Raw genomic sequence first — 25,632 nt, forward strand, 5'->3', positions numbered from 1 at the left:
TAGGATTATTTCTCTTTTATTAGGCTAGCTATTTAATTAACTTTGTAACATCAGGCAAATACATAAAATTAAACTAAAAAATGGGTAGCGAAATAAAACTAAAAGGTGACAGAGTCATTGCACAAGTCCCTTCGATAAAAGACAAGGCACTACGTATCAATTTAAACGAAAATATTTATGGAACATTTGCCGAGATAGGCGCAGGACAGGAAACAGTAAGACATTTTTTTAGAGCCGGTGGTTCTTCGGGAACTATTGCAAAAGCAATGTCGGCCTATGATAAAGACTTTAGCGATGCCGTTTATGGTGTTGAAAAAGACGGTCGCTATGTTACTGAAAACCGACTGAAGAAAATGCTCTCGCACGAAGTTGACTTAATTGAAAAACGACTGAACAGAGAGAAACACCCTAACAAAATGTTTTTTAGCTACGCCAATACGGTAGCCACAATCGACTTTGCCAAACAATTTAAAGGACACGGATGGGTAGGTATTAGTTACCAAATTGACCCTACCGAAGAGTATAACGAAATCATACTTCATATCCGTTTTAAAGAAACGGATGCTAAACTCCAACAGGAAACCCTTGGAATCCTTGGTGTTAACCTAATTTACGGCGCTTTTTACAAATACGACGACCCAAAAAAATTACTGCGCTATTTATACGATCATTTAGACAAAGACCAACTGGAGATTGACACCATCAATTTCTCAGGACCTCGTTTTGCTGATGTTGACAACCGTTTAATCAGTTTGCAACTGGTTAAAAACGGAATGACCGATGCCGTAATGTTCAATCCAAAAGGAAAAAACATTCTTCCGGCTGCCGTTTTATACAAAAAAAACATATTAGCCATTAGAGGTAGTTTCCGTCCAGTTACCAAGGTAAATATGGATATGTATGAGAAATCATTACAAATGTTCCTTGAAGAAAATAAAGTGGACAAAGACAATACCTTGGTTATTTTCGAAATTACCTTGTCTAACCTGCGTTCCGATGGTGAAATTGACGAAAGAGATTTTATGGATCGTGCCGAATTACTTTGTTCACTAGGACAAACGGTAATGATTTCGAACTTCCAGGAATATTACAAAGTGGTAGAATATTTTGCTAATTATACCAAAGCCCGTATGGGACTTGCCATGGGTGTTAACAACCTTGTGGATATTTTTGACGAGAAATACTATCGCCATTTAAGTGGTGGAATTCTGGAAGCTTTTGGTAAATTATTCTTCCGGGACATGAAGGTATTATTATACCCAATGCTGGACGAAAACGGAGAAATCACCACTTCTGAAAACTTAAAAGTACATCCGCGAATGAAAGAACTATACAAATTCTTTAAATTCAACGGAAAAGTAATTGATGTGGAAGATTACAACCCTGAAAACCTAAAAGTATTCTCCCGTGAAGTCCTAAAAATGATTAACAACGGAATACCGGGCTGGGAACCAATGCTACCTAGCGGAGTTTCAGAAATCATCAAAGAAAAACGACTGTTTGGTTACGATCCTAATAAGACTTTAACGGAATAAAAATACAAACTCATAAATACTGAAACGCCACAAAGGAATTCTCTTGTGGCGTTTTTGTTTATCAAATATTTTTTGAAATAAATATCCTATTTTTGAGAATAAATAAAGTTTGATTGCCGTCAAAGCTATCCAACCAATATTAGCGTATAGTCACGAATTATATCAGACCTAAATATAAGTTGACATTAATTTGAAATTTAGTAAAATAATAATTTTTAAATATTTTTGAAAATGAAACACTTCTTTATATGTGTTATTTTTGTTCTAAGTCTAAAAGGCTTTTCTCAAGACTTTAATTATGGATTGTTAATTGGCGGAAATTTCTATGATATAGAAATTGATGGTCCAATAAGTGGAGGAGCTGCAAATAGTGATATTAATTTAGGATTATTTGGAGAATATATTATGAACGAAAACTTCGGATTAAAACTATATGGTATCTACAACACTACAAACGAAGTTGCTAGTTATGATATACCTAATGTTGGACGAGCTTTTAACGGAGTAAGATTAAAAACATTGCAAGCACATTTATTGACAAAGTTTGATGTTAATAAAGAATATAACAAAGGATTTTATTTAACAGGAGGATTTAGACTAACTTCGATTTTAGATAAAAACGCTCGTGATGACCAAGAACTTCTTGACGACTTTTATAAAAAATCAAATGTTGGTGTTCTACTCGGATTAGGAATTAATTTTTCTAAATCATTAAGTATTGAAGTTTTAGCAGATCGAAATTTAACGAATACTTTGGATAGTGAAAATAATACAGCTAAAAATTATGGATTTTATTTGAATTTATTATTTGATATAAGTAATTTGACTTCAAAAAATTAATCCCGACAAAGTATAAAAAATGCTATTTTGTGTTCAACTGCCCAAATATATCAACACAAAGTTAGCGCGGAAATATTTTCCGTGCCCGCAAAGATGAGAAAAAAGCTAGAAATACTTGATGAGATTCCTCATTCTTCGGAATGACAAAATTGCGTATATATCCCTAGCCGGCGCGCGAACAATGTCATTAAGTTAAACGTATTTTGTGTCATTTCGACCAGAGGGAGAAATCACATAACGTGAACAGCTTGTGTGATTCCTCATTCTTCGGAATGACAAAATTGGGTATACTCCACAGTTAGTGCGCGAATCCTTTCGCGTACCTACTCAACAACAAAAACGCCACAAAGAAATTCTCTTGTGGCGTTTTCAATTTACTTCAAAATCTGAGCAGCGTGCTCTTTTGTTTTTACATTTTCAATAACCTCATCGATAATTCCGTTTTCGTCAATTACAAAAGTGGTGCGGTGAATGCCGTCGTATTCGCGACCCATGAACTTTTTAGGTCCCCAAACGCCAAATGCTTCAATGACTTCTTTTTCTTCGTCGGCCAATAATGGAAATGGGAAATCATATTTTTCTTTGAATTTGGCTTGCGCTTTTGCCGAATCGGCACTAACACCTAACAAGGCATAATTATTAGCCTGAAAACGCTGGAAATTATCTCTTAAATCACAGGCTTCGGCTGTACAACCTGGTGTACTTGCTTTTGGGTAAAAGAAAACAACTAATTTTTTTCCTTTATAATCTTCTAATTGATGTGCTTTTCCGTCTTGGTCTACGCCAAAAAAATCGGGAGCTTTATCGCCTTTTTTTAATGTTGTCATATTTTTTTGTTTAACCACAAAGTTCGCAAAGCTTCCGCTAAGTTCACTAAGTTTTATTTTTTAATTGTTATTGTTTTTTGATATTGACATTGTCATTGATTTTTTGCCATTGCCATTGAAATTTCTTTTCTTTACCATTCAAAATTAAACTAAAATGACCAAACAAGAACGGGTAACATTTGTTATAAATACGTTAAAAGAACTCTATCCTACCATCCCGATTCCGCTAGACCATAAAGATCCTTATACGCTGTTGATTGCTGTTTTGCTTTCGGCCCAATGTACGGATGTGAGAGTGAACCAAATCACGCCTTTACTGTTTGCTAAAGCTGATAATCCGTATGATATGATAAAAATGTCGGTGGAAGAAATCAAAGAAATTATTCGTCCTTGTGGCTTGTCGCCAATGAAGTCGAAAGGAATCCATGGTTTATCTGAAATTCTAATTGAAAAACACGATGGCAAAGTTCCACAAAGTTTTGAAGCTTTGGAAGCATTGCCTGCTGTGGGACATAAAACGGCTAGTGTGGTCATGTCACAAGCCTTTGGAGTTCCTGCTTTTCCTGTAGATACGCATATTCACCGCTTAATGTATCGTTGGAATTTAACCAATGGAAAAAGTGTTGTTCAAACCGAAAAAGATGCCAAACGATTGTTTCCGGAGGAATTGTGGAACGATTTGCATCTGCAAATTATCTGGTATGGTCGCGAATATTCGCCGGCTCGTGGTTGGAGTTTGGAGAAAGATGTCATTACGAGAACTATTGGTCGAAAAACCGCCTTAGACGGCTATAAAAAGTAAATCTCACTAACTCTAAAATAATTAGTGAGATTTACCAAAACAGCTATTGCTAGCTTCATTAATTTGCAATAATTTCAAAACTATTATCCGCAACTTTTATCATGTGCAGTGCTTTGGAATAATTTAATAGAAAAGAAATAACTTCTTTTTTAGGTTTCATCTGTGTAGTAACTAGATTTTTTTTAGAGTAAATTTTTGCCATATATTATTCTTTCTTTTTAAGTCGTTAGAATAGAACGTGGCAAGTTTGGATATATTGTTTAATTGGTTAAAATAATTTGATGTTTATCAATTACTTTTCTCAAATTCATTAGTGCATAACGCATTCTCCCTAAAGAAGTATTGATACTCACTCCTGTAATTTCCGAAATTTCTTTAAAACTCATATCTTTATACATACGCATCACCAAAACTTCTTTTTGGTCTTCCGGAAGTTCTTCAATCAGTTTTTGAATGTCTAATTCTACCTGATTGGCAATCAACTGATTTTCGATAGTTAACGTATCATCCGTCATAATGGAGAAAACCGAAAACTCCTCGGTTTCCCGATACAAGGGCATTTTTTTGTTTTTTCTAAAATAATCGATAATCAAATTATGAGCAATACGCATCACCCAAGGAAGAAATTTCCCTTCCTCGTTATAGGAATTGGATTTAAGGGTTTTAATAACTTTTATAAAAGTGTCCTGAAAAATATCGTTAGCAACATCTCTATCGGAAACTTTTGAATATATAAAACCGTAAATTTTAGATTCGTGTCTTTTGATCAAAGTAGCTAAGGCCTCTTCGTTACCTGCCACATAATCCTGTACCAACAAGGCGTCTGGAATTTGAATATTAGCTATCATAGTAATACTTTTTAGTATGAGTTAAATTGGGGTATTTTTCTAAAAAGTAGTTTTATACTATAGGCGCTTCTATTTTTGAGGTGATTAATTCTCCAAATTTAACGAATAATTGTCTTGCTTGGTAAATAAATTTGACAAAAATTAAACCAAAAATAAAGTTTTACAATATTTTATAAAATATTGTTATTCTTTTACAACATTTCAACTTAAATTCTGAAAACCAAAACCTTACTGCTTCCTCTCTCCATTTTTTTTACTGATAAACCTTGATATAATCTATTTTAAACTCTTGCGGAAAAATAGCATCATCTACTTCCGGACCACCAAAATTTCCGCCTATAGCCATATTTACCAAAAAATAAAATGGTTGATTATATGGCCAAATAGCCTCTGTTTTATGCTCCGGATTAAAGGTATAAACCAATTGATTATCGACATAAAAATCAATTTTTTCCGGATTCCAGTCTATTGCATACAAATGAAATCCTTGCTCAATTGTTGCTATTTTAGTTTTCTTTGTATTAATTGTATTTCCATGACTGTCCTGGGTATGCAAGGATGTAAAAACGGTATTAGGTTCTTTACCAACATATTCCAAAATGTCAATTTCTCCACATTTAGGCCAACCCACCTTATCAATATTAGCTCCAAGCATCCAAAAAGCCGGCCAAATTCCGGAACCAACAGGCAATTTAGCTTTGGCTTCAAAATAGCCGTACTGAAATTCCTTTTTTCCCTTAGTTGTAATTCTCGAAGAAGTATATTTTTCTCCTTCTTTTTTAGCTGTTATCACTAAGTACCCGTCTTTTAGCTGTTGGTTTTCTTTAGTATAAAGTTGGCGTTCATTATTACCCCAACCGCAGTTGGGGCAACCATCTCCTAATTCAACATTCCAATTATTCAAATCTAATTCTTTAGCGTTAAATTGTTCTTCCCAAACTAATTTTTTCCCTTTTGGCTGGGCCAAAGAAAGGGTGCTGACGAAAAGTATAATTAAAAATTTATTCATTTTTTAGTTGTTTAAATATTGGAAATCATTTTCCAAAGTTTGCACTGAATTTCCTCCGACAAAAACTTTAAAATCCCCCGGTTCTGCTTCCCACTTTGATTGGGCAGTATAAAATTCAATTGTTTTTTTATTGATTGTAAAATTTACTTTTTTAGATTCACCGGGCTGTAATTCAATCATTTCAAATCCTTTCAATTCTTTTACCGGACGGGTTACCGATGCGATCAAATCACGAATGTATAACTGAACCACCTCTTTTCCAGCGTATTTTCCTGAATTTTTAACCGTTACTGAAACTTCAATTTGCTCGTTTCCTGAAAATGCTTTTTGACTTAAACTTAAATTTGAATATTCAAATTTTGCATAACTCAAACCATAACCAAAAGGATACAAAGGCGTATTTTTTTCGTCAATATAATGCGACCAAAATACGCTATCGGGCTCTGTCATAAAAGGGCGACCGGTGTTTTTATAATTGTAATAAATAGGAACCTGTCCCACATTTCTGGGGAAAGTCATAGGTAATTTTCCACTTGGGTTATAATCTCCATACAACACCTGTGCAATGGCATTTCCACTTTGTGTTCCCAATTGCCAGACTTCTACAATAGCAGGAATATGAGCATCGGCCCAAGGAATGGCTAATGGTCTTCCGTTATTTAAAACCAAAACAATATTCGGATTCACTTTATAAACCGCTTCTAATAACTCCTGTTGTACTCCCGGCAATCCAATATCAGTTCTACTTCTACCCTCTCCTGACTGCAAACCGTGTTCACCTAAAGACATAATCACTACATCGGCAGTTTTTGCGGCCTGTATTGCTTCGTCAAATCCGCTTTTGTCAGTGGTGTTAATTTTGGTTTCCCAGATAAATTCGGTTCTACCTTCGGTTACATCGGCACCTTTTACATAACTCAATTGGTTTCCTTTATAATTTTGTAATCCTTCTAATAAAGATACTGCCGAATTATCATCGGCTGCGATGCGCCAACTCCCCAGCGGACTGGTTTTATCATTTGCCAAAGCACCAATTACAACTATTTTTTGTCCTGATTTTTGAAGTGGCAACAACTCTTTTTCATTTTTCAAAAGAACAATTGATTTTTTTGCCATTTCTAAAACACCTTCGTGAAAAGCTGCTTTTCCTACTGTTTCTTTTTCGTAGTTTTCATCACAATACAAATAAGGATTATCAAACAAACCCAATTCAAATTTAACTTTCAAAATTCTTCGGGCGGCATCATCAATTAGGCTTTCTTTTACTTTTCCTTCTTTTACTAAAGTGGCTAAATGTGCTACATAAGCATTGGATTCCATATCCATATCAGAACCTGCATTAATAGCGATTTCGGCCGCATGTTTGCTGTCTTTAGCAAAACCATGAGGAATCATTTCGTTAATCGAACCCCAGTCAGAAACCACAAAACCATCAAAACCCCAATCGGATTTCAGGATTTTTCTTTGCAAATAAGCGTTCCCTGTTGCGGGAATTCCATTCAGTTCATTAAAAGAATTCATAAAAGTGCGAACCCCCGCATCGACAGCTGCTTTGAATGGAGGGAAAACAATATTTTGCAAAGTAGATTCGCCAATATCAACTGTATTATAATCTCGTCCTGATTCAGCAAAAGCATAAGCCGCAAAATGTTTGGCGCAAGCCAAAATAGTATTTCTCGCTTTCAAATCATCGCCTTGGAAACCTTGCACACGGGCAATTGCTATCTGACTTCCTAAATAAGGATCTTCCCCGGCACCTTCCATCACTCTACCCCATCGGGCATCACGGGAAATATCTACCATAGGAGCAAAAGTCCAGTTGAGTCCAACAGAAGCCGCTTCCTCAGCAGCAATGGCAGCTGATTTTTTTATTTCTACTAAATCCCAACTGGCAGCTTCGGCTAGTGGAATAGGACTGATGGTTTTATACCCATGAATCACATCAAAACCAAATAATAATGGAATTCCTAATCGTGTTTCTTCGACTGCTATTTTTTGTAAAGCCCTTACGTCTTTTACTCCTTTCACATTCAACATCGAACCTACCAAACCATTTTTTAAATCGGCGTATTTCTTAGCTGCCTGACCTTCTTTAGGCGTAGGCCCTGTAATTTCCCAAAAACCATTGTATTGATTGAGTTGTCCAATTTTTTCTTCCAAAGTCATCAATTTTAAAACGGAATCTACTCTCGTTTCTAACTGATTTTTTGGAATAAAACTTACATTGGACTTTACTATTTTTTGACTACAGCTCAATATAGCAATGGTAATGAAAACAAATAACATTGTTTTTATTACTCTCATTTTCTGTCTGTTTTTAATTAAAAGGCCGATTTTATTCGACCTTTCAATTGCATTTTTAATTTGATTATTGGTACACTCTTACATAATCTACTTCCATAGAAGATTGCGTAAATCCAGGATCGATAGTCCCTCCAAAACTTCCTCCCATAGCCACATTTAGAATCATAAAGAAGTCTTTATTGAAAGGCAAACTACTGTCGTTAGTAACGGTATGAAAAAGCACATCATCTACATATATTTTTACTGATGTAGGACTCCAAATAGCTTTATATACATGAAATTCAGAAGAAGCATTTGTTATTGTCGTAGTATTTGTATTCCCATTTCCTCCTGAGCGACCCGGATAATGTAAAGTACCATGGATTTTATTAGGTTCATTTCCTTTATGCTCCATGATGTCTATTTCTCCACAAGCCGGCCAGGTATTAGTAGCATAATCAGCCCCTAACATCCAGATGGCAGGCCAGGTTCCTCCACCAACGGGCAACTTAGCTCTAACCTCAACTTTTCCATAAGTAAAATCAAACTTACCTTCTGTTTTTAATCTTGCGGAAATATAAGACGAACCTACTTTTTTAGCGGTAATTTTCAAACTTCCACCAGCAACAATTACGTTGTCAGAAGCATTCGTATAACTTTGTGCTTCATTATTCCCCCAGCCATCAGTACCGGTTCCTAAATCGTAAGTCCATTTAGTAGCATCGGGAGCGCCATCGGTATTAAATTCATCTGAGAATTTTAAAACAGTATAGTCTGGGTCAGGAGACAAAGTTGGCATAGTTGTAGTAAATATGAGATACCAGGCTAGTGCTGCATTATTTCCTTGAACTAATCGCACTACCATTCTATTTTCAGTAATGGATAAAATTTCATATTGAGTCGCTCCTGCATAATAGCCCATAAAACCTCCATCAGAAAAATTCATCACTGTTCCTGTAGTTACTCTTGTCTCAGCTGGATTTTTAGAAACAACTGAAGTGGAAGGACTTAAAGATACAATTTTAGTACCTGCTGTACTATAAGCTAAACAAGCATCATCGCCACCATTTGTTCCGCCTGCAACACTTTTATAAGAGTTGTGAAAAAAGGTATTTCCTTTGTTATCTTGTTTGTATTCAATTTTACCATTTACCAAAGCAAAAGTATAATCTCCATCATAGAAACAAGTAGCTGATTTTTCAAAAGGCTCTGCCTGGTAATAATTAGCAAAATAATTTTTAGTAGCGTCACCATCATTTTGTCCAACTCCAAGATGACCTTTTTCGGAGGCAGCTAAATACCATTTTTTTCCAGTAGCCGTACCACCAGTAAGAAACTGTGTAGATCTTTCATCGCTAAAATTACTAAAAACAGTGACTTCTACTGTTTCATTGGTAGCTAAACCTCCTTTACCATAAGCAATTACTGTTACTGTATAAGTATTAACACCAACTGTTGTAAAGCCATGCTCTACAATACCTCCTGGAGAATTTTCTGTAACACCATCCCCATAGATATACTTATAAGAAATAGCACCATCAGCTGTACTCTTAAACTTAACAGTACCAGAACCATCTCCATTAGGCAGAGCATCAGTTTTTCCAACTATTTCTACTGTAACATCTAGATTAGTTGGAGCGCTTAATGTTCCAAAAACTAAATTATCCTCCTGACAATTGACCATCAGTAACAATGTAAAAATGGCAATTGTACTTCTTAATATATTTTTCATCTTTTGTAGTTTTAGTTAGATTGTTTGATATCATCAAAATAATAGGTAGTTCCTGTTCCATTTACACCAAAATCAGGGAACAAAATGACTCTATCATACGCATTAGCAGTATTGAACGCAGCTGAGCTTGTCAAATCAAACGTGAGTACCTGCCATGAATTAGCCACTGTTGTTGTGGCTTCGATTTCAACAAAAACTGTTGGATTACCATTACCATCTTTTGGAGAGGTTGAAACTTCCATTTTGAACAAAATCTTAGCTCCAACTTTTGGCGACCAAACATTCACTTTCACCTTAGTTCCTTTAGTAAAATCAACTTTAGCATCTAAATTCAAACTCGCTCCAGCCCAAACCTGTGCTCCTGATGGTTTCTCAATTTTCACTACTTTATTGGATAAATTATTACCTGATTTATCAGGATTATCAATCACAGCTGCCGGAATAGCTCCAAAATCAGCTGCTCCAAAACCTGCCCATGGATACGTTAAGGTTGTAGATTCAAAATCAATAGGCATTTCAATTAAAGCAGAAGGTGTTTTGTAGAAATAAATATTATCGATAAAAACACTTCCTCCTGCCCAAGGTGTTCCTACAAATTTCAATTGAAATATATCAGCTACTGTTAATCCCTGGCTTGTAAAAGCTGAGATTGGAATATCAATACTGGTCCATTGATTTGCAGTTAAATCCTTTACTACTGGTTTTTCACCATTGGTTTTACTGATTAAAGAAGTTTCTATTTTTTGTAAATCAGCAGTCCAAACGTCCATGTGAATGAATTCCATTCCGGAAACATCAATGGTTGTTCCGTCAGCCAATGCTATCCCTTGGTAGCTTAATTTGATATAATTGAGCATTTTATCGCCATTTAAGTCAAATTCTGTCCAGCTGCTTCCCTGACCTGCTTGTCCCCAATCCGGGAAATAATTGGTACCGGCAACATTCGTATATTTTGAACCATAAATAGAAATGACATCAGCTGCCTGACGATTAGGTGGTGTTGGAGCCGAAGTAAAAGGCTTATTCACAACAGTTACCGTAAATTGCTGTGAAAATTCAGTGGTTTGAATCGCTGCACTTTTAGAAACTACTCTAATCGTATAAACGCCTGCATTTTGATAGGTATAAGAAACCGGTTCTCCATTATTAACCGAAATAGGATCCGGTTTTCCAGCCTCGCCAAAATAAACATCATAAAACAAGGCATAATCTGCAGTTGCCACAACATTCACTTTTTTAGAAACAGCTAAATCATTTTCGATAGTAACCACTAAATTTTGTGGTGCTTTAAAAGAAACGACAACTTGTTGAGTGACTTCAGTTCTTTTTCCATTTAAAGTAGTTCCAACAATTTTAGCATTATACGTTCCTTCTTTGTAAACATGATCTACCGTAGCCCCCGGATTCACATAAGCCGGTGTTGTGGTTTCATCACCAAAATATATTTCGTATTTAGTAACTCCCTCTCCTTTAGGCAAGAAAGTTACTTTTCCTGTATTATCCTGCGTAACAGTAGTTAATGCTGAAATATTAGTTGGAGCACCCAGTGTATCCAAATCAATCAGATCATTCTCGGTTGAACAACTAAAAATCATAGCTGCTACAATAAGACTTGTTATGTATTTTATCTTTTTCATTATACTAATTATTATAGTTAGGATTTTGTTGCCAGTTTCCTGCTGCAAATTGAATCTCTTCAATTGGAATAGGAAATAATTCATTCTTATTAGCCGTAAATCCCGGAATTTCCTGAGCCGCTTTTCCTGTTCGAACCAAATCAAAGAAACGATGTCCCTCTCCTGCTAATTCTACTCTTCTTTCTGCCTGAATAAAATCAGCTAAGGCTGCTCCTGATGCAGTAATATCATGGTTGTTATCCCCAAAAGCACGACGTCTTACTTCATTCAGATAATTTCGAGCAAGGGCATCATTTGGAGCTGTACTTTTATTGTATGCTTCTGCTGCCATTAATAATACATCAGCATAGCGAATAGCTCTATAATTATTTGGACTTGTCAATTTAACATCCCCAGCTGCTTCTGTTCTTCTTTTTCTAGGTATGTATTTTCTATTAAAATATCCTGTATCTTGATTTTGTTTGGTGTAACTCGTACCTGGATTTTGTGCTATCCATGCTACCATATCTAAAATAGTTACCTCCTTTCTTAAATCGCCTGCTTCAAAAGCACTAACGATCTTTGGTGTAGGTAAATTAAAGTTGTTTCCATCAGCAAATACAGGACCAACGTATCCAAAAGGACCTGCAAAACCTACTGCAACATTTCCTTCGCTATATTGTAATTGTCCATAACTGGCACCTTCAACATCTGTGTACTGAATTTCAAAAACAGATTCAGGTCCGTTTTCCCCCGATTCTTCGAAAATACTTCCAAAAGGAGTCAAACCAGCATTTATTTGCTGTGTTGTCAAATCAGCAGTTTGAACTAAATGGTATCTACCAGTCGCAATTAATTTTCCAAAAGTCTCGGCAGCTAAATCGTATTTTTTATCATACAAGTATGCTTTTCCAAGTAAGGCTAAAGCTGCACCACTTGTAGCTCTGCCCTGTTGTGCAGGGGTTGCAGGTAAATTTTCGGCTGCATAAATTAAATCATTTTGGATAGAAGCATAAACATCTGAAACTGATGAACGCGGTATTGAAGTCTCATCACCAGGGGAAAAACGTGCGTCTCCTTTCATTGGGATACCTCCAAACCATTTTACCAACTCAAATTGATAGTAAGCTCTTAGAAAACGGGCTTCTGCAATAATTTTATTTTTTCCTTCAAAATCCGTTTTATCTTTGAATTCAAGGATATAATTAGCTCTTTGAACTCCTGCAAACATCCAATCCCAAAGTTGTTTTAAATTTTCATTCACAGGACCATGAATCATTTGATCAATTTGTTGGTAACCTATAACGTCTGTTGGGCTGTTTCCTCCTGCAAATGTGTTATCAGAGGCTATTTCTCCCATTAAAACATTAATAAAAGTGGACTGTAATAAATCATAGGCTGCAATTACAGCATTTTCATAATCGGATTTAGAATTAAAATAATTCTCTGAATCGATAGAGTATTGAACAGGACGACTCACAAAATCATCACTACAAGAACTAGTCATTGTAGCAAAAACAGTTATCGTCATTATGGTGATAAATAGATACTTTTTCATTTTAATATAAATTAAAAATTAATGTTTAAACCTAACATATACGTTCTTGGAATAGGATAGAAACCATAATCGATCCCACCTCCTATAGGAGCACCATTAGAAGCACCCGGGTCAAATCCTTTGTATTTTGTAAAAGTGTAAAGATTATTAACCCCAGCATATAGGCGTAACTTACTTAGTCCAACTTTTTCTATTGTATTTGGATTTAAAGAGTATCCCAATTGGATATTTTGGATTCTTACATAGGACGCATCTTCAACAAAATAATCAGAAAACAAATTATTAGTTGTAGCTGCTGTTGTGACTCTGGGAACGCTATTACTAGTTCCTTCTCCAGTCCATCTGCCTAAAACATAATTTAAACGATTGGCATCTGGTGCAACACTCTCGTAATTACGAACCATATTATTGCCTAAAGAAGCAAAGGTGTACATCGAAAAATCAAGTGCTTTATAATTAAACTGCACATTGAAACCCATTGTTGCTGTAGGGATTGGATCTCCAATATCTGTTCTGTCATCAAAACTGATTTTGCCATCTCCATTAACATCAACATATCTAATATCTCCCGGAGATGCCGCTACTCCAAGCTCAACCTGAGATGGGGCATCATTAACTTCTTGTTGATTTTGAAAAATACCATTTGTTTTCAAACCATAAAAATACCCTATGGAATGACCTACCTGCATTCTTGAAGGCGCTTGTTGACCAATTCCAAAGGAGCCACCGGCAATAAATGGTGTCCCCATATAAGTTACATTGTTGCGTAGCATAGTAACATTGTAACCTAAACTCATATTAAAATCATCTGAAAATCTATTGCTATAATTTACAGCAAATTCAATACCTTCATTTCTAACTGTTCCAGCATTAATCGTAGGATTTGAAGCTCCGGGTGATTGCCCTCCTGATATGCCTGAAACTGGAATGCCAGGGATTAATAAATCAGCTCTGGTATCAATAAAATAATCAACAACTATATTTATTTTATTGTCAAACAAATTCATATCTACTCCAACATCAAATTTCTTAGCTTCTTCCCATTTAAGATTCGGATTCGGAATTTGACCACTAGCGCGACCATTTATTAAAGTACCATCAAAAACATAGGTTGCTTCACCCGTAAGCTGAGAAATGTAGCCATTATTAGGAATAGCATCATTTCCTACTATACCATAACTTCCTCTTAATTTTAAGAAATTTATAATTGATGATTCACCAAAAAATCCTTCGTCAGAAATTACCCAACCAGCCGTTACCGAAGGAAAATAACCTACTTTATTTCCCGGACCAAATTTGGTTGAAGCATCTCGTCTTAACATGGCAGACAAAAGATATTTTCCTTTATAATCGTATTGTAATCTTCCAAAATAAGACAACCTTCTTTCGTCATATACATAAGAACTTACAGGCACTGTTCCTGCAGGAGGAGCACCGTTAGCCAAGCTAATATCGGCAAAATCCCATGAATTATTAGGCACATCATAACCTGTTGCAAATAAACCGTTACCATATTCTTTAAAAATAGTATTACCAACTACACCAACCAATTTGTGGTTTTCAGCTATGGTTTTAGTATAAGTAGCAAATAAATCAAAAGAATAGTTGTTGTCGTTAACCGCATTTTGAGAGACGGAGCTACGTGTGGTATTAAACACTTTACCACTACCGTAATCTAATATCGGAGAAAAGCTTTTAGACTCACTATTTGCCGTTTTAAATCCAATGGTACTGCTTAATACAAAAGCAGGAGTGAACTTATAATCCAACCCAAAATTTCCATTTATTTGCTTAAAGTTATAATCATTATAACTATTAGCAATTTGAGCCAAAGGGTTAATCATTTCATTTCCTAAGGAGCCTCCCGGAAACACCGTAAAATTACCTGATGAATCGTAAGGATTAAGATTAGATGGCGCATTAACTGCATTTAATAGTACGGAAGCATTGCTATTCTCAGGCAAGGTTCTTCTGTTAAAATAGGTATAAATCACATTTGTTTTTAACTTTAGCTTCTCAGTAACATCTGCACCAAGAGAAACCCTTGCTGTATTTCTTAAAAATCCGGATTTTGATTCACCTACAATTCCTTCTTGATCTAAGTGTGAGCCACTAACAGAATACGTAATCTTGTCAGATCCTCCTGAAAAAGTCAAATCGTGACTAATGATAGGCACCCCTTTACTTAGCGTTTTGTCCTGCCAATTTGTTCCTTTACCAAATCCGCTAACATTTGTATATGGTATTACATTTCCACTATTAGCATATCTTTCATTAAGCAACAAAGCATATTCCGTAGCATTTAATATTGGTAAAGTGCGTGAAGTTTCTTGAAAACCAGCATAGGTATTATATACTATTTTACCTTTAGAATTCTTTTTACCCATTTTAGTGGTTACCAAGATTACACCATTTGCAGCAGCAGAACCATAAATGGCAGCCTGTGCGTCTTTTAAAACAGTGATGGTTTCAACATCATTAGGATTCAATAATCCCAATTCTCCAATATAACCATCTATTATAGTTAATGGTTTGGCATCACCATTAGTAGCAATACCACGAATTCTGATATCCAATGCTGCACCAGGAGATCCTGATTGAGTAGTAACATTAACCCCTGAAACAGTTCCTTGTAAAGCTTGTTCTATTCTTACAGGTTTTAATACTTCTAAAGTTTTACTATCCACAGTAGAAACTGCTCCGGTAACTTCTTTCTTTTTTTGGCTTCCATAACCAATTACAACCACTTCATCTAACACTTTTGAATCTTCTAATAGAGTAATACTCATATTAGTGTTAGTTCCTGTTACGGAATATTCAAAAGTTTTATACCCTATAAAAGAAAAGACAACAACGGAACCCGGTGGAAGTCCCTTTAAAGTAAAATTCCCATCAAAATCAGTGGAGGTACCACTAGTGCTGTTCTTAACTTGAACATTAACCCCTGGTATTGGTAAACCAGAACTTTTTTCTTTTACAGTTCCACCTATGTCATAACTTTGAGAAAAAACCAAAGTTGAAAACATTAGAAAAACAATTAATAGATAATTTGATTTCATATAGTTTGTGTTTTTTATTGTGAATTATAAAATTATAATCTTAAAACGCTAATTAATTAAAAATAACCCCTACAAAAAACATACAATAAAAATAAAAACACTTTTATTTATCAATAATTCAACAAAAACAAGAAAACACAAGAAATAATGAATCCTTAATTTTTTATTAAAAAACATAAAAAAACCACAATATTTAGCAAATGTTGTGGTAATGTATAGTTTTTACTGTCTTTGTAAAGGTCAGCTATACAGTCAAAATATACTCAACCAAGCCTTGTTCATGTGATAAATCCATTTTTTTACGCAAACGGTATCTTTTTATCTCAACGCTTCGTACCGATATATTTAACAATGGAGCTATTTCTTTTGAAGACAAATTGAGTCTTAAGTAAGCACATAATCGCAAATCATTTGCAGTTAAGGAAGGGTGTGCCTCTTTCATTTTTTTCAGGAAATCCTTATCTGTTTTATTAAAAGCTTCCTGAAAAACACTCCAGGAATCTTTTCCTGTAATATTCTTATTGATAGTAGAAATTACGGTTTTAATACTTCGGCTATCACTTTCTTCATTGTTTTTTAAATCTTTCTGGATAAAGGCTAATAATTCATTTTTACTATGCAAACTCATAGCAGAAGCAGCAAGCTCTTTATTGATTTCATCCACATCATGAGATAATTGTTCATTTTTTAAACGCATTAATTGTTGTTCATTTTCCAACTCTTTTATCTCTAACAACAAATTATTTTCTTCAATCAGTTTTTCTTTCTGACGTTGATAATATTTATTGTATTCTTTATGAATTAATCGAATGGATAAAAATCCTAAAAGAATATAAATAACAATAGCCAAATTAGTAGCATACCAGGGTTTTAAAATCGTAAAACGATAAGTTACTGTATTTTCCAGATTCGAATTAGCCAATTTTGCCTTCACTTTAAAAACATAATCCCCTGATGGTAAATTCTTAAAATTAACTGAGGGCCTTACATTCCAATCACTCCATTGATCCTGAAAACCTTCTAAAATATATTGGTATTCCACATTAATATATTTATTATACTCAGCTACGGTGTATGAAAAAGTAAGATTGTTTTCATCATGTGGAAATCGACCTTCCTCAAGAATTGGATTAGTTTTCACTGACCCATTTAGCGTATTACTACTAATATTTGAAATAGAAACTTTATAATTTTCGAAAGCCAATTCGTTAATATTCATTGTATAATAACCATCCGTAGTTCCAAAAAAATAAGTAGAAGGCGATAATTGAGTAATATTCTCATAGCCTAACATGGAATTTGTCAATGAAGCAGGAATAGGAATACTGTTTCTTTTTAGCTTATTAATCAACTTATTAGAAGCATAATAACTAATATAATTCTTGGAAAACAACCATATTTTATTAGAATTATCTACAATCATTTTACCCGAAGTATATTCGTCTTTTTCAAAAACAGAACTCAAAACCGGCTCTTTATAAAACTCTTTTGTAGTATTATTTAATTTAAAAACCCCCTCTTTATTAGCATAATAAATTACATTGTTAAACTGAACCAAACTGGCATTTTTCCCTTTTTTGGGATTTTTATAGGCAAAATTCCTTCTGACTTCCTGAAGTTTAGCATCGGTTTCTAATCTAAAAACCCCTTTGTATTCGTGGCTTACATAGATTTCGAAACCTTTAGTAATGGCAAAATATTTAGAAGAATAATCAAAACCTCTGATTTTATTTCTAAAAACCCATTCGTTATTTTTTTTCTCTAAAACCGAAACACCATAATAATTCCCTTGTAACAAAAGATTTTTATTTCCGGGAACTCTAACAAAATTCCAGGTCCCTGATTTGGAAAAAATATTCTTCACAATTCCATTTGTTACCACAAAAGTTCCTAAATCATGTCCGCAAAACAAGGTACCATCATACAAATACAAGGACCAAACCTGCCCTTTTGTACCACTTATAAATTGAAATTCATCGTTACTTTGATAATCCTTGTAAAACAACCCCTGATTAGTTCCTACATATAATTTTCCATTGTACAATTGCGAAGTATAAACTGTACCTAAAACCCCGGAATCATCCACATAACTCTGTATAGGCGAATTGAGATTGATGCAGTTAATCCCATTATCAAGACCAATCCAGAGATTTTTTTCTTTATCCTCAAACAATGATAAGGCGGTATTATTGCTCAAACCTTTCTTTTGAGAGATATGGTATTTCTTTTTTCCTTCCTTGGTTATGATAAAAATACCGTTTGAAACCGTTCCTATAACATAGCCGCCATTAGACAATGACTCACAACTATAGACACTTTCGTCGGCAAAATTAACATCAATTTCGGTTGGGAATTTCTTTAATTCTTTCTCTGAAAGAGTATAAAAACCAGCCCCTTGAGTTAAAATTAAAAGTTCATCTCCTTGTTCAAAAACATTTACAATCCGATTTTTTTTCAAATCAGGATGAGCTGAAATTAATTTGCTCTTTCCTCCTTCAATTTCAAATAATCCTTCATTATTAGTTTGATAATAAAAAGCATTCTTTGTTTTAAAAGCTTTAATAATATTAGCACTGGGCGCAATAATTTTAAAACTATTATTTTGTGTATCATAAATATAAATCCGATTCAAAGACTGAAAAACAACCCAATAATCATAACTTAATATATTCCAAAATTGCTCATCATCTAAAATCTTAGATTTTATGGCAGCACTTAAAGACTTATATGCTAACAAACCATCTGATTTTCGCTTCCAAAAACCAAATTCCATATAACTACCTGTATAAATTCGATCTCCAATTACTTTTACTGACCTGATAATAGTTTCATTTGGAGAAGGGTACAATTTCCAATACGAACCATTAAACTCTAAAAGTCCTTCATTGTTGGCAAAAAACACAAACTGATTTTGATCTTGTGAAATCATCCAGTTTTGATTTCCTGCCCCATAACTACTAGGAACGTATTTCACAATAGGAGGCAAATCTTGTGAGAAAACGGCAATAGAAAAAATAAAAAATAAGAGAGTAATTTTTGTTTTCAAGGCTAAGTCTTTTTTTGGTCTATTGTAAATTTAAAACTAAATCCAATTAGTTGTTGAAAAATAAATACTTAATAATTCCACAATTCTAATTTACTCAACTCCATCCAAAAGCCACTTATTTTAACTAAATTTAGGATTTGTTCACCTCTGTTTCTCAGTTATAAAATGATTACTTTTGTAAAAACCCAATATTTTCCATGCAAGTTGACTTTTCTAAAATAGATCCAAAGAAAAATATAATAATCAAAGGGGCTCAGGTACACAATTTAAAAAACCTTGATGTTGTCATTCCTCGCAATAAATTAGTCGTAATTACTGGTCTTTCCGGTTCAGGAAAATCCAGTTTAGCTTTTGACACTTTGTATGCCGAAGGCCAACGCCGTTATGTAGAAAGCTTATCGTCCTATGCGAGACAATTTCTTGGACGATTAGACAAACCAAAAGTAGAATATATTAAAGGAATTGCTCCTGCAATTGCCATTGAACAAAAAGTAAACACCACTAACGCCCGTTCTACCGTAGGAACTTCGACTGAGATTTACGATTACATGAAATTATTGTACGCCCGAATCGGAAGAACATTTTCTCCTATTTCGGGTCGTGAAGTCAAAAAAAATACGGTTTCGGATGTTATTAGCGATGTGAAAAATCTGGAACTTAACAGCAAATGGTTGCTCCTTGCTCCTATTCACCTGGAAGAAGGAAGACAACTGGAAGACAAATTAAAAGTGTTGCTCCAACAAGGTTTTTCTCGAATATTAGTCAATAATGAAACGGTACGTCTGGACGAAATTGACCAACATTCATTAGACAATAAAGATGTTACTTTGATTGTGGACCGAATTGTAGTTAAAGACGAAGAAGAATTCTACAACCGTCTTGCTGATGCGGTACAAACTGCCTTTTATGAAGGAAAAGGAATTTGTTATTTGCAGGAATTAAATTCAGACAAGCGATTTGATTATTCGAATAATTTCGAACTGGACGGAATTACGTTTTTAGAACCAAATCTCCATTTATTCAGTTTCAACAATCCTTATGGTGCTTGTCCAAGCTGTGAAGGTTACGGAAACATAATAGGAATTGATGCCGAACTGGTAGTTCCAAACACCAGTTTATCGATTTACGAAAATGCTATTTTCCCTTGGCGTGGCGAAAGCATGAGTTGGTACCGCGACCAATTAGTCAATAGTGCTTACAAATTTGACTTTCCTATCCACAAACCTTATTTTCAGCTAACCGAAGAACAAAAAGAATTAATCTGGACTGGAAACTCCTGTTTTCAAGGTCTGAATGATTTTTTCAAAGAACTGGAAGAGAAAAATTACAAGATACAAAATCGGGTAATGTTGTCGCGTTACCGAGGAAAAACCAAATGTCAAACCTGCAAGGGAAAACGCCTGCGTGTAGAAGCTTCTTACGTTAAAATAAACAACAAAACCGTTTCTGATTTAGTCGATTTACCTATTAAACATTTAGTTGATTTCTTTAAAAATTTAGAATTAGACGAATACGAAAAACAAATAGCCAAAAGACTTTTGGTCGAAATTAATAATCGTTTATCCTTTTTAACCGAAGTCGGTTTGGATTACTTAACATTGAATCGAAATTCGGCCACGCTTTCCGGAGGAGAATCGCAGCGTATCAATCTGGCCACTTCTTTAGGTAGTAGTTTAGTAGGATCAATGTATATTTTGGACGAACCGAGTATTGGCTTACACCCAAAAGACAGCGAACGTTTGATCAAAGTATTGTTGTCCCTACGTGATTTAGGAAATACCGTAATTGTTGTGGAGCATGATGAAGACATCATGAAAGCCGCCGATATGATTATCGATATTGGTCCAGAGGCAGGAACTTTTGGAGGCGAATTAGTGGCTCAGGGTAATTTTGACGAAATACTAAAATCGACCTCGTTAACCGCAAAATATTTAAACGGAGATTTAGAAATTGCGATTCCTAAAAGACGTCGACCGTTTAAAAATCATATCGAAATAAAAGGTGCCAGAGAAAATAATCTTCAAAACATTGATGTTACTTTCCCTTTGGATGTACTTACCGTGATTACAGGAGTTTCCGGAAGTGGAAAAAGTACGCTAATCAAGAAAATTCTGTTTCCTGCTATGCAGAAGAAACTGGATAATGCAGGAGAAAAAGCGGGACAATTTACCGAAATATCAGGCTCTTTTTCGCAAATAAAACATATTGAATATGTGGATCAAAATCCGATAGGTAGAAGTTCACGCTCTAATCCGGTGACTTATATTAAAGCCTATGATGACATCAGAGATTTATTTGCCAAAGAAAAACTATCTAAAATAAGAGGCTATCAGGCCAAACATTTTTCTTTTAATGTTGATGGAGGACGTTGTGAAACCTGTAGTGGCGAAGGAACCATCAATGTCGAAATGGTCTTTATGGCCGATGTACAATTGCCATGCGAAACCTGCAATGGAAAACGCTTTAAAAAAGAAGTACTCGAAGTGGCTTTTGAAGGCAAAAACATCAACGACATTTTAACAATGACCATTGACGATGCCTTAGCTTTTTTCGAAAAAAACAAACAAAACAAGATTACCCAAAAACTAAAACCTTTGCAGGATGTTGGTTTGGGTTATGTACAATTAGGACAATCTTCTTCAACCCTTTCCGGAGGAGAAGCACAACGTATCAAACTGGCTTCTTTTTTGGTAAAAGGAGCTACTAAAGACAAGGCTTTATTTGTTTTTGACGAGCCTACCACAGGTTTGCACTTTCATGACATCAAGAAACTATTAGCTTCTTTTGATGCCTTGATAGAAAAAGGACATTCTTTATTGGTGATAGAACACAATCTCGACCTGATAAAATGTGCCGACTGGATTATTGATTTGGGACCTGAAGGCGGAGAAAACGGCGGGCAATTATTAGCAGTAGGAACTCCGGAAGAAATTATAAAAAACAAAAAATCGATTACCGCTCAATATCTCAAAGAAAAACTTTGAACACCTTTAAAATAAGAACCTCAGATTCGCAGATTAAAAATATAAATCTGCGAATCTACGTTTAAATCCATGCGGTTTTTATTTTAGTTCCGAAACTAACTATAACATTTATCCTCAACCCGAATAAATTATAGAAAACAAAAAATCGATTACCGCTCAATATCTCAAAGAAAAACTTTGAACACCTTTAAAATAAGAACCGCAGATTCGCAGATTAAAAATATAAATCTGCGAATCTGCGGTTAAATCATGCGGTTTTTATTTTAGTTCCGAAACTAACTATAACATTTATCCTCAAAAGGATTTCCGTCTTCATCGATGGCAATTATAATTTTCCTCTCTTTTTTAGCTTCAAAAGATTTGAATGCCCAGGGAATAGACCACAATCCGAAAGTGGCACAGGAAATCCAAAAATTCAAACGATGATTGATTTTATCGGGCTTTTTAGACAAAACTACAAAAGGTAATTTATCATTAACTTCTTCTACAACAAAACCCTTTTTAATCTTTTGGGCTAAAACTGTAGCCAATTTTAAATTCTGATTTTTAATAATTAAAGTGTTTTCCATGATTTGAGGGTTATCAACAGATTAATGCCTATTCAACGACAATAAAGCTGCCACAAATTTAATACCACAAATCAACTTTTTCAATACCCACTTTTAGTGATTAACACTCCTAAAAACGACTAAAAAGAAAATTTTATCTTACAATACCAAGCTTTTTCAACAAACCATCCATAACCTGATTGATTTCGACAGAAATAACAAACTTATAATTCAAATAAACATAAGCTATAGTTACTAAAATGGATTTTAAAATAATAGCGACAATAGGACTCAAAGAAAAATCCCAAAAATAGAACGCTAAAAACAAAACCGTAGTGAGATATAACGAATACAGTGTTTGTTTAGTAAACGGATACAAATGCAAACGTTTTACAACAAACATCAATTTAGCTAAACTATATAACGTGATTGACAATAAAGTAGCAAATGCTGACCCCATGATTCCATAAATTGGGATAAAAACCATATTTAAACCTACGGTTAGAACAACCAAAAGCACACCTAAAAACAATACGGCTCGATAATACTTGGTATTGAAAATAATGGCATTATTATTCCCCAAAATCAAATCAAAATACTTAGACAAACCAATCATAAAAACCACCGATATCCCTCCGGCATATTCAGGTGGAACTAACTGATAAAGCATTTTAATATTGACAAAAATACCCAGCATTACAAATCCTCCTACTACCTGTAAATTAATCGATGTTTTTTTATACAAAATATCCATTTCGTCATGGTTATTTTCGTGCATTAATCGGGCTGTGATAGGATACACAATTTGGTGCATGGCACGACTGGGAACCGAAATTACCAAAGCAATGTAAGTAGCCACCGAATAGTAGGCTATATTTTCGATATTCATATATTGATTCAATATCATTTTATCACCATCTAACAATAAATTAGCAACGCTACCCGATAAAATAATGTAAAATGTATAAACTAAAATATCTTTAGTATTAGCCGGAATGGTAAATTGAAAATCAGGTTTTTGAATACTAAAAGCATAAAACATGGTTATCAGAAGTGCCAAAAGATACACAACTGCTGTAGCATAAACAAAACCTTCTACCGTTATCCAATTGTAATAAACGCCAACTAATAAAAATAAGGAAGCCAATCGGAGTGCTACTTCTTTAATAAAATTTCCAAAAACCGAGTGCATATGAACCCGCAGCCAGGCATAGAAAATTTCGAAATAAGCCATACAAATCCCTATAAAAGGAATCAGCCAAATATAATTTTTAACGATGATATTCTTCTTAGATAAAAAATACAATATTTCATCAAAAAAGATAAAACCAATCAAACATAAGGGAACAATCAACAGCAAAGGAAACAGTACGGTAAAAGATAAAAACCGGGATCTTTCCTCGTTAGTTTCATACTGAGAATAGAATTTTACCAAAGTATTCTGCATTCCAATGGCAAACAAAGGCATAATTACATTGGCCGAAGACAAAATATAATTAGTCAAAGCATAATAGGTTGCTCCAAGAAAAACAGGATACAAATAAATGGTATTGATTCCTCCAATAGCAAAACCGATATAGGTAATAATGGTGTTTTTTAAGGACTGATTTAATACGATTCCCATTTATAAAATTAAGAGGTTAGAAGTTGTACCAATTGCTCGGTCAAGTTTTTTCTTGAATATTTTTGCAAACCTACACCATGAGATTGTAATTTTCCTTCCAGGTATTGATTATAAAAGCCCAAAATTAAGTTTTTTAGCTTTACTTTTTCAGAATAATCAAAAAATACTCCCGTATTCGTATCCGTAATAATTTCGGCAAAATCAGAACCATTAGGGCCTATAGCGATAATTGGGCGATTAGAAACCATATATTCGAATAATTTTCCCGGAATAATACTCTTGGTCTCTTCTGAATCAATCTCTATCAATAATAAAACTTGTGACTTTCGTTGATGTGCTATCGCTTCTTCATGCGAAACATATCCCAGATTATTCAAATAGTCGTTCAAACCAAATTGGCTGATTGTCTCTAAAACTTCCTGACTTACTGCTCCAATTAATTTGATTTCCAAATGAGTTTTAAAATCAGGAATTTCAGCTATTAATTCCACCAACGATTCCCACAATAATTTGGGATTTCTTGCCGAAAGAAATGAACCAATGTGCGCCAGAGAAAATTTAGTATCTAATGTTTGTTTCTCTACTTTTTCTATATCAAAACCATTTGTAATTACCGCAATAGGTTTTGGGGTCAAGGCTTCAAATTCGGTTTTTGTAGTTTTACTGGTTACAATAATTGTATCGGCAGTATTTAAAACTTGTGATTCTAATTCTTTGTGTTTTTGAGCCGCATAAGCTGATAATCGTAAGGATTTATGATAACCAATAGTAGTCCAGGGATCTCTAAAATCAGCGAACCATTTTAGATTTAATTTCTGTTTTAATTCCAGTCCGATTAAATGCAAACTATGCGGCGGTCCCGAAGTAACAATGGTACCAATATTATTTTCAATGATGTATTTTTCTAAATAAGATACGGAAGGTTTTACCCAAAAAAAACGGGCATCAGGGATAAATAAATTCCCTCGAATCCATAAAAAAACCTTGTCTAAAAACGATTGTTTCTTTTGGTTGGGAATAATTCCCGAATTCATCTTCTTGGTTTTATTCTTCGATAAAAAAGAAGCCAATTGATAAGGTTCGAATATTTTTTGCTTTAAAATTATAGCCTTATCCGAAACCTCATTTATTAAATTTTCATCAACAATAGGATAAGTGGGATTTTCAGGAATATATACAATAGGCTGTACGCCAAAATCCGGTAAATATTTTACAAATTTCAACCAGCGTTGTACACCAGGACCTCCTGCCGGCGGCCAATAATAGGTAATTATTAAAATTTTTTTTGATTCCAAGTTTTAAGGAATTAAGTTTAATTTAC

Annotated in this window: 17 protein-coding genes; 4 read left to right on the plus strand and 13 right to left on the minus strand. The window is 34.4% G+C overall.

Annotated features, from left to right (window positions below):
- Nucleotides 1-80 precede the first annotated feature (80 nt).
- Both FDM27_RS14110 and FDM27_RS14115 read left to right on the plus strand, forming a co-directional pair.
- A complete protein-coding gene (locus FDM27_RS14110) occupies nt 81-1,535 on the plus strand; it encodes a TonB-dependent receptor (RefSeq protein ID WP_140487451.1) in 1,455 nt (484 codons plus the stop codon).
- A 231-nt stretch (nt 1,536-1,766) separates the two neighbouring features.
- A complete protein-coding gene (locus FDM27_RS14115; RefSeq protein ID WP_140487453.1) occupies nt 1,767-2,375 on the plus strand; it encodes an outer membrane beta-barrel protein in 609 nt (202 codons plus the stop codon).
- 374 nt (nt 2,376-2,749) lie between these two features.
- On the opposite strand, the gene bcp is transcribed toward FDM27_RS14115, so the two are convergent.
- Nucleotides 2,750-3,202 carry a thioredoxin-dependent thiol peroxidase gene (gene bcp / locus FDM27_RS14120; RefSeq protein WP_140487455.1) on the minus strand — a complete coding sequence of 151 codons (453 nt, stop codon included), beginning with the start codon at nt 3,200-3,202 and terminating at the stop codon, nt 2,750-2,752.
- 154 nt (nt 3,203-3,356) lie between these two features.
- Between bcp and FDM27_RS14125 the strand changes: the two genes are divergently transcribed.
- Nucleotides 3,357-4,004, plus strand: a complete 648-nt coding sequence (locus tag FDM27_RS14125) for an endonuclease III domain-containing protein (RefSeq protein WP_140487457.1) — start codon at nt 3,357-3,359, stop codon at nt 4,002-4,004.
- 58 nt (nt 4,005-4,062) lie between these two features.
- Here FDM27_RS14125 and FDM27_RS16120 read toward each other — a convergent pair whose 3' ends face one another.
- The 9 genes from FDM27_RS16120 to FDM27_RS14165 all read right to left on the minus strand — a co-directional run bounded on the left by FDM27_RS16120 (nt 4,063) and on the right by FDM27_RS14165 (nt 19,155).
- Nucleotides 4,063-4,206 (minus strand): hypothetical protein, encoded by a 144-nt coding sequence (locus FDM27_RS16120; RefSeq protein WP_181161680.1) that lies wholly within the window; start codon nt 4,204-4,206, stop codon nt 4,063-4,065.
- 58 nt (nt 4,207-4,264) lie between these two features.
- Entirely contained in the window at nt 4,265-4,849 is a 585-nt protein-coding gene (locus FDM27_RS14130) for an RNA polymerase sigma factor (protein ID WP_071186085.1), read from the minus strand.
- 256 nt (nt 4,850-5,105) lie between these two features.
- Nucleotides 5,106-5,861, minus strand: coding sequence for a family 16 glycosylhydrolase (locus tag FDM27_RS14135; protein WP_071183670.1), 756 nt, complete (start codon nt 5,859-5,861; stop codon nt 5,106-5,108).
- 3 nt (nt 5,862-5,864) lie between these two features.
- Complete coding sequence (gene bglX, locus FDM27_RS14140; RefSeq protein ID WP_255510558.1) at nt 5,865-8,165, minus strand: beta-glucosidase BglX; 2,301 nt, start codon at nt 8,163-8,165, stop codon at nt 5,865-5,867.
- 64 nt (nt 8,166-8,229) lie between these two features.
- Complete coding sequence (locus tag FDM27_RS14145; protein WP_140487459.1) at nt 8,230-9,876, minus strand: family 16 glycosylhydrolase; 1,647 nt, start codon at nt 9,874-9,876, stop codon at nt 8,230-8,232.
- Nucleotides 9,877-9,887: 11 nt separating this feature from the next.
- Entirely contained in the window at nt 9,888-11,513 is a 1,626-nt protein-coding gene (locus FDM27_RS14150) for a hypothetical protein (protein ID WP_140487462.1), read from the minus strand.
- A gap of 4 nt (nt 11,514-11,517) precedes the next feature.
- Nucleotides 11,518-13,050: a RagB/SusD family nutrient uptake outer membrane protein gene (locus FDM27_RS14155; RefSeq protein WP_071183673.1), complete on the minus strand. Its 1,533-nt coding sequence runs from the start codon at nt 13,048-13,050 to the stop codon at nt 11,518-11,520.
- An 11-nt stretch (nt 13,051-13,061) separates the two neighbouring features.
- Nucleotides 13,062-16,109, minus strand: a complete 3,048-nt coding sequence (locus tag FDM27_RS14160; protein WP_140487464.1) for a SusC/RagA family TonB-linked outer membrane protein — start codon at nt 16,107-16,109, stop codon at nt 13,062-13,064.
- Between the two features lie 244 nt (nt 16,110-16,353).
- Nucleotides 16,354-19,155 (minus strand): triple tyrosine motif-containing protein, encoded by a 2,802-nt coding sequence (locus tag FDM27_RS14165; protein WP_317133614.1) that lies wholly within the window; start codon nt 19,153-19,155, stop codon nt 16,354-16,356.
- A 197-nt stretch (nt 19,156-19,352) separates the two neighbouring features.
- Here FDM27_RS14165 and uvrA point away from each other — a divergent pair, with 197 nt between their 5' ends.
- Nucleotides 19,353-22,139, plus strand: a complete 2,787-nt coding sequence (gene uvrA, locus FDM27_RS14170; protein WP_140487466.1) for an excinuclease ABC subunit UvrA — start codon at nt 19,353-19,355, stop codon at nt 22,137-22,139.
- 275 nt (nt 22,140-22,414) lie between these two features.
- On the opposite strand, the gene FDM27_RS14175 is transcribed toward uvrA, so the two are convergent.
- The 3 genes from FDM27_RS14175 to FDM27_RS14185 all read right to left on the minus strand — a co-directional run bounded on the left by FDM27_RS14175 (nt 22,415) and on the right by FDM27_RS14185 (nt 25,606).
- Nucleotides 22,415-22,708, minus strand: coding sequence for a hypothetical protein (locus tag FDM27_RS14175; RefSeq protein ID WP_071183677.1), 294 nt, complete (start codon nt 22,706-22,708; stop codon nt 22,415-22,417).
- Between the two features lie 133 nt (nt 22,709-22,841).
- A complete protein-coding gene (locus FDM27_RS14180; RefSeq protein WP_071183678.1) occupies nt 22,842-24,311 on the minus strand; it encodes a lipopolysaccharide biosynthesis protein in 1,470 nt (489 codons plus the stop codon).
- 8 nt (nt 24,312-24,319) lie between these two features.
- Nucleotides 24,320-25,606: a glycosyltransferase family 4 protein gene (locus FDM27_RS14185; protein WP_140487468.1), complete on the minus strand. Its 1,287-nt coding sequence runs from the start codon at nt 25,604-25,606 to the stop codon at nt 24,320-24,322.
- Nucleotides 25,607-25,632: the final 26 nt, after the last annotated feature.

Source organism: Flavobacterium sp. GSA192 (assembly GCF_006386525.1).
In the GTDB taxonomy this organism is placed as follows: Bacteria; Bacteroidota; Bacteroidia; order Flavobacteriales; family Flavobacteriaceae; genus Flavobacterium; species Flavobacterium commune.

Excerpts from the sequence above, each read along its gene's own strand:
- FDM27_RS14110 (WP_140487451.1), top strand. The coding sequence starts at position 81 with ATGGGTAGCGAAATAAAACTAAAAGGTGACAGAGTCATTGCACAAGTC.
- FDM27_RS14115 (WP_140487453.1), top strand. The coding sequence starts at position 1,767 with ATGAAACACTTCTTTATATGTGTTATTTTTGTTCTAAGTCTAAAAGGC.
- bcp (WP_140487455.1), bottom strand. The coding sequence starts at position 3,202 with ATGACAACATTAAAAAAAGGCGATAAAGCTCCCGATTTTTTTGGCGTA.
- FDM27_RS14125 (WP_140487457.1), top strand. The coding sequence starts at position 3,357 with ATGACCAAACAAGAACGGGTAACATTTGTTATAAATACGTTAAAAGAA.
- FDM27_RS16120 (WP_181161680.1), bottom strand. The coding sequence starts at position 4,206 with ATGGCAAAAATTTACTCTAAAAAAAATCTAGTTACTACACAGATGAAA.
- FDM27_RS14135 (WP_071183670.1), bottom strand. The coding sequence starts at position 5,861 with ATGAATAAATTTTTAATTATACTTTTCGTCAGCACCCTTTCTTTGGCC.
- bglX (WP_255510558.1), bottom strand. The coding sequence starts at position 8,165 with ATGAGAGTAATAAAAACAATGTTATTTGTTTTCATTACCATTGCTATA.
- FDM27_RS14145 (WP_140487459.1), bottom strand. The coding sequence starts at position 9,876 with ATGAAAAATATATTAAGAAGTACAATTGCCATTTTTACATTGTTACTG.
- FDM27_RS14150 (WP_140487462.1), bottom strand. The coding sequence starts at position 11,513 with ATGAAAAAGATAAAATACATAACAAGTCTTATTGTAGCAGCTATGATT.
- FDM27_RS14155 (WP_071183673.1), bottom strand. The coding sequence starts at position 13,050 with ATGAAAAAGTATCTATTTATCACCATAATGACGATAACTGTTTTTGCT.
- FDM27_RS14160 (WP_140487464.1), bottom strand. The coding sequence starts at position 16,109 with ATGAAATCAAATTATCTATTAATTGTTTTTCTAATGTTTTCAACTTTG.
- uvrA (WP_140487466.1), top strand. The coding sequence starts at position 19,353 with ATGCAAGTTGACTTTTCTAAAATAGATCCAAAGAAAAATATAATAATC.
- FDM27_RS14175 (WP_071183677.1), bottom strand. The coding sequence starts at position 22,708 with ATGGAAAACACTTTAATTATTAAAAATCAGAATTTAAAATTGGCTACA.
- FDM27_RS14180 (WP_071183678.1), bottom strand. The coding sequence starts at position 24,311 with ATGGGAATCGTATTAAATCAGTCCTTAAAAAACACCATTATTACCTAT.